The sequence below is a fragment of the Haloarchaeobius amylolyticus genome, assembly GCF_042678045.1.
GTDB lineage: Archaea > Halobacteriota > Halobacteria > Halobacteriales > Natrialbaceae > Natrinema > Natrinema amylolyticus_A.
This window is the reverse complement of sequence record NZ_JBHUDI010000009.1, coordinates 15,940-28,643: the sequence shown is the minus strand read 5'-3', so window position 1 is coordinate 28,643 and position 12,704 is coordinate 15,940. Positions and strand designations below refer to the sequence as shown.

Annotated in this window: 10 protein-coding genes; 5 read left to right on the top strand and 5 right to left on the bottom strand. The window is 65.2% G+C overall.

Going from position 1 to position 12,704, the window contains the following annotated elements:
• Positions 1 to 166: 166 nt before the first annotated feature.
• The 4 genes from ACFR99_RS13840 (at position 167) to ACFR99_RS13825 (ending at position 3,144) form a co-directional block, all read left to right on the top strand.
• Complete coding sequence (locus ACFR99_RS13840; RefSeq protein WP_390288326.1) at positions 167 to 757, top strand: hypothetical protein; 591 nt, start codon at positions 167 to 169, stop codon at positions 755 to 757.
• 68 nt (positions 758 to 825) lie between these two features.
• The gene (locus ACFR99_RS13835) at positions 826 to 1,365 is read left to right on the top strand and encodes a CBS domain-containing protein (RefSeq protein WP_390288324.1); all 540 of its coding nucleotides are present in this window, start codon (positions 826 to 828) and stop codon (positions 1,363 to 1,365) included.
• 92 nt (positions 1,366 to 1,457) lie between these two features.
• Positions 1,458 to 1,700, top strand: a complete 243-nt coding sequence (locus ACFR99_RS13830) for a DUF8015 family protein (protein ID WP_390288322.1) — start codon at positions 1,458 to 1,460, stop codon at positions 1,698 to 1,700.
• Between the two features lie 226 nt (positions 1,701 to 1,926).
• A complete protein-coding gene (locus tag ACFR99_RS13825; RefSeq protein ID WP_390288321.1) occupies positions 1,927 to 3,144 on the top strand; it encodes an MFS transporter in 1,218 nt (405 codons plus the stop codon).
• Positions 3,145 to 3,174: 30 nt separating this feature from the next.
• Here the strand turns inward: ACFR99_RS13825 and ACFR99_RS13820 are convergent, their stop codons facing one another.
• Together ACFR99_RS13820 and ACFR99_RS13815 are read right to left on the bottom strand one after the other, a co-directional pair.
• A complete protein-coding gene (locus ACFR99_RS13820) occupies positions 3,175 to 4,149 on the bottom strand; it encodes an aldo/keto reductase (protein WP_390288319.1) in 975 nt (324 codons plus the stop codon).
• A 290-nt stretch (positions 4,150 to 4,439) separates the two neighbouring features.
• Positions 4,440 to 6,281, bottom strand: coding sequence for a formate/nitrite transporter family protein (locus ACFR99_RS13815; RefSeq protein ID WP_390288317.1), 1,842 nt, complete (start codon positions 6,279 to 6,281; stop codon positions 4,440 to 4,442).
• Between the two features lie 197 nt (positions 6,282 to 6,478).
• Here ACFR99_RS13815 and ACFR99_RS13810 point away from each other — a divergent pair, with 197 nt between their 5' ends.
• On the top strand, positions 6,479 to 6,901 hold the full coding sequence (locus tag ACFR99_RS13810) for an SRPBCC family protein (RefSeq protein ID WP_390288315.1): 423 nt from the start codon (positions 6,479 to 6,481) through the stop codon (positions 6,899 to 6,901).
• 314 nt (positions 6,902 to 7,215) lie between these two features.
• Here ACFR99_RS13810 and ACFR99_RS13805 read toward each other — a convergent pair whose 3' ends face one another.
• Genes ACFR99_RS13805 through cobN form a run of 3 tightly spaced genes read right to left on the bottom strand, consistent with a single transcriptional unit; the run spans position 7,216 to position 12,698 of the window.
• On the bottom strand, positions 7,216 to 8,007 hold the full coding sequence (locus tag ACFR99_RS13805) for a cobalt-precorrin-7 (C(5))-methyltransferase (RefSeq protein WP_390288313.1): 792 nt from the start codon (positions 8,005 to 8,007) through the stop codon (positions 7,216 to 7,218).
• The gene (locus ACFR99_RS13800; RefSeq protein ID WP_390288311.1) at positions 8,004 to 8,750 is read right to left on the bottom strand and encodes a precorrin-8X methylmutase; all 747 of its coding nucleotides are present in this window, start codon (positions 8,748 to 8,750) and stop codon (positions 8,004 to 8,006) included. Before ACFR99_RS13800 ends, ACFR99_RS13805 begins: the two co-directional genes overlap by 4 nt.
• A 51-nt stretch (positions 8,751 to 8,801) precedes the next feature.
• Positions 8,802 to 12,698 carry a cobaltochelatase subunit CobN gene (gene cobN / locus ACFR99_RS13795; protein WP_390288309.1) on the bottom strand — a complete coding sequence of 1,299 codons (3,897 nt, stop codon included), beginning with the start codon at positions 12,696 to 12,698 and terminating at the stop codon, positions 8,802 to 8,804.
• Between the last annotated feature and the right edge of the window lie 6 nt (positions 12,699 to 12,704).

Below are 12,704 nucleotides of genomic sequence, written 5' to 3'. Positions count from 1 at the left end.
AGCCGTTCGACCAGTGCTGCAAGTACTAGTGAGCGTTGGCTATTCTATCGGTTCGTCTCGAACGCTGGCTCCGACGACCGGCCGTATGTGAGACCTCGTGGCCGGGGGCGGTCTCCGGTCACCGAACGTGACTTATCACAGTGAAATGTGAGTTAAGATATAATTCATGGTTGAGAGAACGTCGCTCCGGTCGTGGGCCAGACTGGGCGGGAGCGTGCTGGTGATTCTGGGCGCTATCGCCCTCGTTTCCACCGACCTCGAGACAGCCGTCGCCCTGATGGTCCTCTGTGTGGTGGCCGGGTATACGTTCCAAGCAGGGGTGGCGTCGGCCGACGGCGTGGGACTGATCCGCCGGTCGATGGGACCCAGAGCGAAGGTCGCGGTCGGAACGCTGTGTGTCGTGGGGCTGATCGCCGTCGCCGCCAGCGACGTGGCCGACGCGCTCGCGCTGGTAGCGATCGTCGTCCTCGGCTACGTCGGCTACCGGTCGGGAAGCGTTTTTCGCGGTGCAGTATACGGAATCACACTCGGCGTCGTCGGTTCGATCGTCGTCGTTTGTCTGTTTGCCGTAGCCGTGGGGCTCGGAGCGTACTCGGCGGGTGGCATCGGAGCACTGCTTTTCACCGTGGCGTTTCCACTGACGGCCGTCGCGTTCCTTCTGTGGGCCGGGCTCGTCCTCCTGGTCGGAGCACTGGGAGGTCTCGTCTGTGGCAGCGTCGGGGGCGCGATCGCTCGAGTAACGCACGGTGTCGAGTAGCCACGCTGTCCCTCTGGGGAGGGAATCCCACCCAAAGTTCTTTCTATAACCCGCAGTTATTGTGCGATATGGAACTCCCGACGCCTGCCGACCTCCGGCAACGCCGTACCGAACTCGGACTCACCCAGAGCGAACTCGCCGAGACGGCCGACGTCTCCCAGCCGCTGATTGCTCGAATCGAAGGCGGCGACGTCGATCCGCGCCTCTCGACGCTCCGTCGAATCGTCAACGCCCTGGAAAAGGCCGAAAGCGACGTTATCCGCGCCGAAGACCTGATGAACGAGGCCGTCGTCAGCGTCTCCCCCGACGACCCCGTCAGCGAGGCCGCCCGGAAGATGGAAGAAGAAGCCTACTCCCAGCTTGCGGTTATCCAGGACGGGATTCCGGTCGGCTCGATCAGCCAGACCGATCTCGTCCACCTCGACTCGGCGGATCGCGACGAACCCGTCGAAGACCATATGAGCGAGAGTTTCCCGACCGTCTCGAAAGACGCCACGCTGGACGAGATCAGCAACCTGCTCGAGCACTACAAGGCCGTGATGATCACCGAAGCCGGCGAAACCGTCGGCATCATCACCGAGGCCGACATCGCCGCGCGGCTGTCCTGATCGGACCCCGCCACCACCAGTTTTGCGAGACAGCTCCCACGTGGGAGGAATTACTCGAGGAGTTTTCCACCTCGAGGATCTAGACTAAAAGCATGGAGTACTACGATCGACTCCTCGGTTCGATGCTGGCAGCCCTGCTGGCCGGTGTCGTTGTGGGCTTCCATCCCGCGCTCGACTTCTATCTCGGCCTCTTGGGCGGCGCGCTGGTGGCAACGCTGTTTCTGTGGGACGCCATCGTCCGGCGGCCGCCGGTGCCAAGGGCCGACCCGACGTACACGACTGCGGTCGTCGTCTGGCACGGTGGCGTCCTTGCAATGCTCGGTCTCGTGCTCTGATACTGTCGGACAAAAGTGCGTCTGACGGATGGCACGGGGCCTGGCTAACCGACGTGACGAACGGACAGCCGCCCGAGACGATTCTCGAGGGAAGTCTCCGAACAGTCTCGGCCGACTCGCACTCGCGAAAGGGACGACCGCCAGCTGCGGGCTCGTTCGGCTCCGCCCTGGATAGCGAGCGGTCGGCCACGCCTTTTATATCGTTCCCATATAGTATATCGGACGGATGATTGTGGGTGCAGGTACCAAGTGGCGTGCACTGATCCTCATCGGTGTCGCCGAACTGTTCGCGATGACGCTGTGGTTCAGCGGGACCGCCGTCGGGCCGGAACTGGCCGACGCGTGGAACCTCTCGGCGGCGGAGACGGCGTGGTTGACGAACGCCGTCCAGCTCGGGTTCGTCGTCGGGGCGTTGCTTTCGGCCTCGCTGACGATCGCCGACGTCGTTCGACCGCGGTACCTCTTCGCCGGATGTGCGTTCGTCGGTGCGGCGGCGACAGCGCTGATCGCCGGGTTCGTCGACAGCGGCCTCCCAGCGATCGCCCTGCGATTTCTCACCGGCGTTGCTCTCGCCGGCGTCTATCCGACGGGGATGAAGATGATGGCCTCGTGGTTCGTCAGGGGACGCGGCCTCGCGATCGGCGTCCTCGTCGGCGCGCTCACCGTCGGCTCGGCGTCGCCACACCTCCTCCGGGCCCTCGGCGGCATCGGGCAGCCACGCCTCGTTCTGTACGGGACAGCTGCCATCGCAGCGATCGGAGGGCTCCTCGCGCTGGCGTACGAGGACGGGCCACACCAGCCCGAAACCGCCCCCTTCGACCCGAGCGCGGTCCGCCGCATCGTCACCGACCGCGGGGTCGTCCTCGCGAACACCGGCTACTTCGGCCACATGTGGGAGCTCTACGCGGTCTGGACGTGGATTCCGGTCTACCTCCTCGCCAGCCTCGAGGCCAGCGGTACGGCAAACCCCGAGCGACTGGCAGCACTGCTCGGGTTCGGGACGATCGCGATCGGCGGGGTCGGCGCGTGGCTCGCCGGTTCGGCCGCGGACCGCGTCGGCCGATCGGTCGTTACGAGTGCATCGATGATCGTCTCTGGTGCCGCGTGCCTGCTCGCGGGCGTGGTCTACGGCTCGTCGCTGGCCGTCCTCGCCCCCTTCGTGCTCGTCTGGGGCTTTTTCATCGTCGCGGACTCCGCACAGTTCTCTGCAGCCGTCTCCGAACTCGCCGACGACAGCTACGTCGGCTCCGCGCTGACGCTCCAGACGGCCGTCGGCTTCCTCATCACGATCGGCTCGATCCAGCTCGTTCCGATCGTCCAGCGCGCCGTCGGCTGGCAGTGGGCGTTTCTCCCGCTCGCCGTCGGCCCCCTGATCGGCACGATTTCAATGCTGACGCTGCGACGGGGTCCGGAATCCGAGCGACTGGCCGGCGGGCGGGGATAGCGCGTTAGCCACGACAGTCTGCGGTGTGGCTTAGTCGTGGCCCGACACCGGCACCGGCTCGTAGGGCTCCTCGAGGTACGCCATATCCGACGGCGACAGGGAGATCTCCAGCGCTTCGACGGCTTGCTCTAGATGTTCGACGCTGGTCGTCCCGACGATGGGGGCGTCGACCCAGTCTTTGTGGAGCAGCCACGCGAGAGCGATCTGGGCCATCGTCACGCCCTTCTCGGCGGCCAGTTCAGCGACGCGCTCGTTGATTGCCGGGCCGCCGCCGTCGCGATAGGGATGGTCGTAGAGGTGGTCTTCGGTCTCGCCGCGGGTCGTCGCGTCGATCTCCTCGTGGGGCCGCGTGAGATAGCCACGGGCCAGCGGCGACCACGGGATGACGCCCACGTTCTCTTTTTCACAGAGCGGCAGCATCTCGCGTTCTTCCTCGCGATAGACCAGATTGTAGTGGTTCTGCATCGTGACGAAGCGCTCGAGGCCCAGCCGGTCGCTCGTGTGCAACGCGTCGGCGAACTGGTGGGCCCACATCGAGGAGGCACCGATGTAACGAATGTGGCCCCGGCGGACGGCGTCGTCGAGCGCGCCCAGCGTCGTCTCGATCGGAGTCTCGTCGTCCCAGCGGTGGATCTGGTAGAGGTCGATCGTGTCCATCCCCAGTCGCTCGCGGCTCGCCGCGAGTTCCTGTTCGATCGCCTTCCGGGAGAGCCCACCCGAGTTCGGGTCGTCCTCGCGCATCTGGAAGTAGCCCTTCGTGGCGACGACCGACTCCTCGCGGTAGCCCTCGAGAGCCTCGCCCAGAATCCGCTCGGATTCTCCCTTCGAGTACATGTTCGCGGTATCGAAGAAGTTGATCCCCAGGTCGATCGCCCGGTCGATGATTTCTTTGCTCTCCTCGTCGTCCAGGACCCACTCGCGCCAGTCGCTCGAGCCGAAGCTCATACAGCCCAGGCAGATGCGGCTGACTTCCATACCGGTCGAGCCGAGGGTCGTATACTCCATATCGAGCCATACGCGGACGGACGAAAAAACAGTACGTGGTATGGCAAGCGAGGGCAGCTGTCGCACCCCCGTCACTTTTTAGTAGAACGGAACCGTACGCTCGCGTGCCTATGGCGGACGAACACGACGAGCGAGAGACGAAACGTAACGACGACAGCGGTATCGTCTCGCGCATCAAGAACGTGTTCAGCCGCAACTGATCGGACGGCATCGGGAGATCGGTCACCAACGCCCGGCTGCCGTGTCCGTTTTTTTGGACGCGAAACCAGTGCCGAGACGCGTATTCAAGCCTACCAGTGGCCGAACAGTCGCTGGAGCACGGTGCGATCGCTCGGTCGCTCGGCGAGCAACACCGAGCTGTCGACCTCGTTGATGACGTCCATATGCAGCGAGTCGCTCATCAGCCGCGAGATCACACCCTCTTCGGTCGCGCCGATGAGGATCAACGAGTGGTCCTCGGCCTGTCGACAGATCGCCCGTTCGACGTCGCCGGAATCGTCGACGACGAGGTCGGCGTCCTCGAGATCGCGTTCGGCGGCCCACTCGGTGAGGAACTGTTCACCGCGCTCGCGGTCGTCCGGGCTGGCGACGACGTGCTGGAGCGTGATCTCCGCGTCGGCGTGGTCGCGAAGCGTCCGTGCGACCTCGGCACTCAGATCCGAATCCGGACCGCCAGCGGTCGGGAGGAGGATACGCGAGGTGTCCAGGTCCCGATCCTTGAGGATGAGGAAGTCACAGGGGAGGTTACTGGTCAGTTCGTCCATCCGGCCTTCGGCACGCCCCTCGCCCCACGGTCGGTCGTCACCCCAGCCGAGGACCACGAGGTCGGCGCGCTCGCGTTCCGCAGTCTGGAAGACGTCCTCGAACGAGCGGTGGGAGACGACGGTCGACGTCTCGTAGTCGACGTCGTAGGATCGCGCTCGCTGTCGGACGGTTTCCATCCGCTGTTCGGACTCGGAGACGATCCGGTCGGTCTGTCCGGCCCCATAGCGCATCGAGGAGCGACCCGGCATCTGGACGATATGGACGGCGTGAACCGTCGCGTTCTCGTGGCTACTGGCCAGGGTACAGGCGAGGTCGACGATCGTCGACTCGGTTCGCGGATTCGCGATCGGGACGAGCACGCGATAGTCACCGTTGCCGGTCCCGTGGGTTTCGGCGGTGTCGATCAACGGAACGTACGACCGGCCCACGTAGTTCCCGAACAGCCACTCCCGGATCGAGAGCTGGCGATCGGCACCCTCGAATCGGGCGGACTCGAGCCGGCGCTCGCTGGTCTGGAAGTAGTTGACGACGGTGACCAACACGATACCGCCGATGGTGTTGCCGAGCAAGACCGGCAGGACGAACTCGGTTACGCCGGTCAGGAGGGCGAGTTCACCGGCCAGCACCATGTAGATCATCTCAGTAAAAGAGACGACGACGTGAAACAGGTTGCCGAGCGGGATCGCGAGGAAGGCCATGTAGACGACGACGAGCCGCGAGATGGTGTCCTGTGAGGCGTAGACGATCCAGACGACGCCGGCGACGATCAGGCCGGCGAACGCCGCCTTGGTGAACAGCGACCACCACGGCGTCGCGACGCCCTTCTCGGCCAGTTCCATCGCCGCAGTGGCCGCTGGCTCGTCGAAGACGCCGCCCCACGACAGCGCGACCGCGCCGAGGGCACCGCCCGTGAAGTTGCCCACGAGAACGATCGACCAGTGGCGCAGCAATGCGGGAATGCTCGCGAGCCGTTCCAAGGTCAGCGCGACCGGCGGGAGCGTGTTCTCGGTGTAGAGTTGGTAGCCGCCGATGATGATGTAGATAAAGCCAAGCGGGTACAGCAGTTTACTCAGGATCGGATGGCCGTCGGTCGACGCCGTTAGCGATGCATAAAGCAGAAACGTGATCGTGATCGCGAAGCCGGCGGCGAGGCCGCTGAAGAACAGTTCACGGCTCCCAGAGGTGATCTCCTCGTCGGCCGCGGCAACGATCCGCTGAAAGATCTCGTCGGACGAGAAACGATCGCGGACGACCGCACCGACCGCCGGTGCGCCGCTCCGTGACCGCTCGACTGCCTCACGGACCTGTTCCTGTTCGGGGGGATCACGGTCGGGTTGCGTCTGATTGGGGGGGCCGGGATCGCTCATTGTCAGTTACGCGCCTCTAGAGAAACTAAGCGTTTAGCATCTGCCATCGCGACACATCATCGATCATGAACGTTACCGGCCGGTAGATCGACACCGAACGGATCGTCGTGGCGACGATCGCTCCGGCTCGAGGCAGCCGTCGACCGGCCTGCGCGCTCGCAGCAACCCACATACGTCAGGCCCGCGTAGTGTGGGGTATGACTCGCGTTCGGACCACGCAAACGCCGGACGGCCGTCGGCTCGAGGTCTCACACGTCATGTCCGTCCCCGCGGCCGATGCGTGGGATGCGCTCGTCGACACCACGCAGTGGCCCGACTGGTCGCCGATTATCCACGGCGTCGAGTCGACGGATCGCCGGATCCGGACCGGAACGACCGGCCGGGTCAGACTGCCCGGCGTCTGGATCCCCTTCGAGATCGCGTCGTGTACGGAGCGGCGGTGGACCTGGCGCGTTACTGGGATTCCGGCCGCTGGCCACCGTGTCGACGATCTCGGCGATGGGCGCTGTCGGGTCGCGTTCGAACTGCCGCTCCATCAGACGGGATACACGCCGATCAGCCTCCGAGCTCTGGAGGACCTCGAGACGCTGCTCGAGGACGACGCCGTGGCTGTACAATAGAGACGTGTCTCCGACTGGTGGCTCGGTATCTCGTGGCGACCGCAATAGCAACCGCTCGTGGGTGTTGGAAAGACGGGGTAGGACAGCAGGTGAACGCACGTGGAATCCACGGGCGCTGAAAGGTAACTGTCTGACCGTGCCGTCTACTCGCTACTCTCTTGGGCCGGCATAAAACACCTCCGGTACACCGGTCTCGTAAGTGGCGGATCCGCCGAGGGATCTCGCTTTGCGATCTCTGTCGGCCGTTCGTCCGGCTCAATCGTCGACACGCCGTGGAGCGAGTCGGTGACGTGACCCATCCACGACGGCGGCGACTACACTGGCTGTCGAACCGCGAGCACGACCAGATCGGAAAACGGCGTGTCGTCTTTGCCGCTCCCGCCGGCGTGTTCCGACAGCTCGCCGAGCGTAAACCGGTGAACCGTCTCCTCGTCGTGGGTCAGCTTCTCGAGCACCAGCGCCTCGAGGTCCGGGTCGGCACCCGCCTCGAGTAAGGTGGCGGCGAGGTCCCCGGGCATCCGGTCGTAGGGCCGGGGCAACGTGAGCAGATGCCGCTCGTCGTCCGTGACGGCAGCGACGAGCCGCTCCATGTCGGACTCGAGGTCGCCGCTTTTGTGCAGCGTAACGAACTCCGTGTCTTCCATCGGCGTTCGGGCGCGGCTGGCTGCCATCTGGATCGCCGAAATGCCCGGGATTACGCGAACCGGAATCTCGGGGTCCTCGGACTCGACTGCATCCTGGACCTTGCCGACGAACTGATACCCCGAGTGATTGGGATCACCCATCGCAACCGCGGTGCCCGACTCGCCAGCGGCGACGCGCTCGCCGAACGCCTCGAGCGCTTCGGCTTCGTCTTTATAGCCACAGGTCAGCAGGTCGGCGTCGGTCAGATCCGCGACGAACTCCACGACCGTCGTGAAACCGACGACGACGTCGGCATCGCGGATCGCACGCTCGCCTCGTGGGGTGAGATACTCCTGGTTGCCTGGGCCGACGCCGACGGCGTAGACCGGGTCGTCGGTCTCCTCGTCGATGTCCGGCTCTGCCGTCGCGGCTGCGAACGTCGCTGGATCCGGCCCGGAATCGAGGTCGTACTCGCCGCTCATTCGTCCTCCAGCGATCGTCGCTCGGCGGCCGTGTGCTCCAGCTCGAGGTCGTCCGTTCGCACGTCTTTGGCGACGTGGATCAGTTCGTTCGTCAGCGCAGCGGCGAGTCCGCTGCCGCCGCGGCGGCCGACGTTCGTAATCGCCGGCACGTCGTATTCCTCGCTGACCTCGCGGATGCGCTGGCGGCTCTCTTCAGCCTTCACGAAGCCGACCGGCGTCGCAACGATGGCGGCCGGTCGGGTACCGTTTTCGATGCAGTCGGCCAGCGCGAACGCGGCCGTCGGCGCGTTGCCGATCGTCGCGATCGCGCCATCGTAGACCCCCTGCTTGTCGAGTTCGAGCACCGACGCGGCGGTCCGGGTCATTCCCGTCTCCTTCGCCAGTTCGGCCCCGTTACCGATCGCCTTGCGCTTCTCGCAGTTGTGACCGCGTCCGGTGATACCGGCTTTCGACATCGTGATGTCCGTGACGATGGTCGCCTCCTCGAGGACGGCTCGTGCACCGGCACGGACCGGGGCGTCTTCGTCGTCGCCGAGGTCGTCGCTGCCAGTGAACTCGATCAGATGCTGGAACTCGATGTCGCCCATCGAGTGGACCGACTTCTGTCGCACGCGGTCGGCCAGCGTCTCGTCGGGCACGAACTGCCGGACGATGTCCATGCTCGTCTCCGCGATGTCCATCGCGTTCTGCGTCGTTGCGCCCAGATCCGCGTACTCCTTCTCGAACTCCTGACTGTCGCTCATTGGGTATCACTCTCCGTGGCTCGCATATCGGCTCTCGGCCGAACATCTTCGTTAATCATCGTTCGTCACCTCCGCGCCGACGGCCTCGTTGGTCGTCCGCGCCTCGAGATCGCCTTCGACCTCGAGATTGAGATCGCGCAGTCGATCGATCGTCTCGTCGTCGGCGTCCCAGAGGTCGCGCTCGACGGCCTCGAGCAAGGTGTCCGTGATCGACTCGAGCGCCCAGGGATTCACGTCGCGCATCCACTCCTGGCGCTCCTCGTCGAAGGCGAACTTCTCGGCGACTTCCTCCCACAGCGTATCCGAGACGACGCCAGTGGTCGCGTCCCAGCCGAGCGTCACGTCGACGGTCGTCGAGAGATCGCCCGCGCCCTTGTAGCCGTGCTCTTCCATCGACTCGAGCCAGTCGGGGTTGAGCACGCGCGAGCGCATGGCCTTGCGGACCTTCTCCTCGTTCGTGTAGACGTCGACGTTGTCCGGGTCAGAGGAGTCCCCGACGTAGGAGGCTGGTTCTTCGCCCGAAACTTCGGTGACGGCAGAGATGAAGCCGCCGTGGAAGGCGTACCAGTCCGAGGAGTCGAACTCGTCCTGTTCCATCGTGTCCTCGAGTTTGACCGTCGCGTCGACGCTCGAGAGTCGGCGCTCGAAGGCGTCGTGGGCGTCGGAGACGCGGCCGCGCGAGCCCATGGCGTAGCCGCCCCACTGGACGTAGACGCTCGCGAGGTCGCTGCGGTCGTCCCAGTTGCCCTCGTCGACGGCCTTGTTCGTTCCGGCACCGTAGCCGCCGGGTTTGGTCGTGAAGACGCGGTGTTTCGCCGCTTTTCGGGCCTCCTTCTCGTCGAGGCCGTCCTCGTCTTCGAGTTCGGCTTGCTCTTCCTCGACGTGTTTCTTTACGTAGTTCATTTCGTGGGGTTCGTCGAGGTCGACGACCGCATCGACGGCGTCGTGGATGACGCCTGCCGCCGCGGGGAAGGCGTCACGGAACAGCCCGGAAACGCGCGTCGTCACGTCGATCCGCGGCCGGTCGAGCTCCTCGAGCGGGATCGGCTCGACGTCGTCGATCCGGCCGGCATCGGTCCACTGGGGCTCGACGCCCATCATCGCGAGCACCTGGGCGATCGTCTCGCCGCGCGTGCGCACGGTCGGGGTGCCCCACGCGACGACACCGATCTCCTCGGGGTACTCGTCGTTCTCGGCGTGGTGGCGCTCGAGGACACCCTCCGCGACCTCGCTTCCGACCTGCCAGGCGGCTTTTGCGGGCACCTTCCGCGGGTCGAGCGTGTAGAAGTTCCGCGCCGTGGGCAGCAGGTCGACGCCACCGCGGGTGGGTGCGCCCGAGCCACCCGGCGGCACGTACTCGCCGGAGAGGGCGTCCGCCGTGCGGGGAATCTCGTCTTCGGCCCCCTGCACGCGCGGCTGGGCCTCCTCGCAGACGTACGCCAGCACCTCGCGCAAGTCGTCGTGGGCACCCGGTTTGGCCTTCGCGTCGCCGATCGTCTCGAGATCGACGATCAGGAGGTTGATGTTGACCTCGTCGTCCGGACCGCCCTCGAGTTCGGACACGGGGACGTCGAAGTCGTGGTCGGCCAGCGTCTCGAGCAGGTCGACGCTCGTCTCGTAGACGATGTCGGCAGCTTCGGCGTAGGTCATGCCGAGGGCCTCGTCGTACTCGCCGGGCGAGTCGAGCATTTTCTCGTAGTCGACACCGAGCGCACCGGCCACGCTCTCGCGCAGGCTCGGCGAGCCGGGGTTCTCGAGGCGCGTGAGCGCGACGAGGTATTCCACTAGGCGCTCGCCTTCCGGTGGCTCGGACATCGTGTGCAGCCCCAGCCGGATCTGGGTCGTCTTGACGTCAGTGAGGTACTCGTGGACGCGTTCGACGAGGTCGTCGATCGCGAGATCGTCACCCTCGACCTCGCCTTCTGCGAGCGTCGAGCCGGCTTCGTCGGGTCCGCGGACGTCGGCTTTCTCGTCGATCGTGCCCGCAATACCGAGTTCGACTGCCAGATCGAGGTCCTCGACTTTCTCCCGGATCAGCGTCTCGAGGTGCTCACCGTCGTCGGCGCGGGCGTCTTCCATCCCTGCCTCGCGGTACTGGTTGGCCAGTTCCTCGAGTTCCGAGAGTTCGTCGTACGTCCCAGCATTTCGCATGACCGGCGTGAGGTAGTCAACGATGGCGGCGTAGGAGCGACGCTTGGCCTGCGTCCCCTCACCGGGATTATTGACGATGTACGGGTAGACGTTCGGGATGTCGTCGATCAGCTGATCCGGTGCGCTTGCACCGTTCAGGCCGACCGTCTTGCCGGGGAGCCACTCGAGGCTGCCGTGGGTGCCCAGATGGACGACGCCATCTGCCTCGAACGTGTTTCGGAGCCAGCCGTAGAACGCGTAATAGTCGTGTGGCGGCTGCAGGTCCGAGTCGTGGTAGACCTTCGAGGGGTCCATTCCGAACCCGCGTGGCGGCTGAACGGTGACGAGGACGTTACCGAACTCGACGCCCGGAATCGCGAACGGTCGGTCGGGGACCTCGCCCCACTCCTCGATGATATTCTCCTGGAAGCGCTCGTCAGCGTTGCTGAACCAGTCCGCGTAGGTGTCCGGCGAAACCACGTCGACCGAGAGGTCCCGGACGTCTTCCGGCGCGACCCAGCGATCCTCGAGCGTGAGCTGGGCGGTCAGTTTCTCGACGAGCGTCTGGCCGTCCTCGGGCATATCGTCGCCTAAATCGTAGCCGCGAGCGTCGAGTTCCTCGAGCAGGTTCACGGTCGACTCCGGCGAGTCGAGGCCGAACGCGGTCCCGATCCCGTCGTCGCTCGGCGGGTAGTTGTGGAGGACGACAGCGACTTGCTTGTCTTCGTTTGGCGTGTGTCGCAGTTCGGCCCAGTTGACGGCCAGCCGCGTGGCGTGGTCGATTCGATCCTCGATCGGGAAGTGGTGTTTCGGCGCGGAGCCGATGCCGGCCTCGTCGTCGGTGCGCTCCTTGCCGGAGATCGGGTGCGTAATCACGTTGCCGTCGAACTCCGGCAGCGCCACCGAGAGGGCGAGTTCGAATCCCATCACGCCTGTGTCGCTGGATTCGTAGCGCGACCGGGAGCGCATCGTGGTGACCGTCTGCAGAACTGGGACACCGAGTCGGTCGAGGAAGACGTCCTCCGCAGAACTGCCTTCGTCATCGGCACTGCGGCCGCGCTCGTCCATCGACAGCGAGAACATAAAGGAGGAGAGCACGGCGTCGACGACCGGCTGACCCGCATCGTCTAGCAGCCAGGTGTCAGTTACCCACTCGGCGTCTTCCTGTTCGTCCGTATCGGTCGCCGGGTTACAGAAGATCGGCAGGGCGTTGGCACCCTGTTCCTCGAGCGCCCGTACCTGCGCGTCGACGTAGCGGGTGTTCTCGTGGGTCCAGTGGGACTCGTAGAACCAGACCGCGACCGTCGGTTTGTCCGGGTCGTGGGTCGCGAGCAGGTCTTCGTACTCGATCCCCGGATGATCGGGGTGGTAGACGCCCTCCGTCGGGAGTTCGGCGGGCTCGTCGTAGTCGATATCCCGGCCCTCGTACTCGGCGGCGAGGAACCGACACAGGTTCGCGACGTTGATCGTACCGCCTTTCTCGAGATAGTCGTAGGCCAGCTCGCGGTGGTCGGCCGACACCGTCGTGTCCTCGACGGCATAGGCGTCACCGGTCGCCTTGACGATCAGCGGAACGCCCGCGTCCTCGAGTGCGCCAGTCGCGTAGTCGTAGCCCGGCATACTGTCCTCGGCCCCGTGCAGCCAGAAGATCGCTGCCGCGGCGTCGCGCAATTCCTCGACGAACTCCTCGACGTCGGCTTCCTCGTCGAGGTCGCTCTCCGAGCGGACGACTAGCTCGATCCCCTCGAGGCGCTCGGCGGCCTGTCCGATCGAGCCGAGTTCGTTTTCCGTCGCAGTATAGATCCCGATCCGTGTCATCGTACT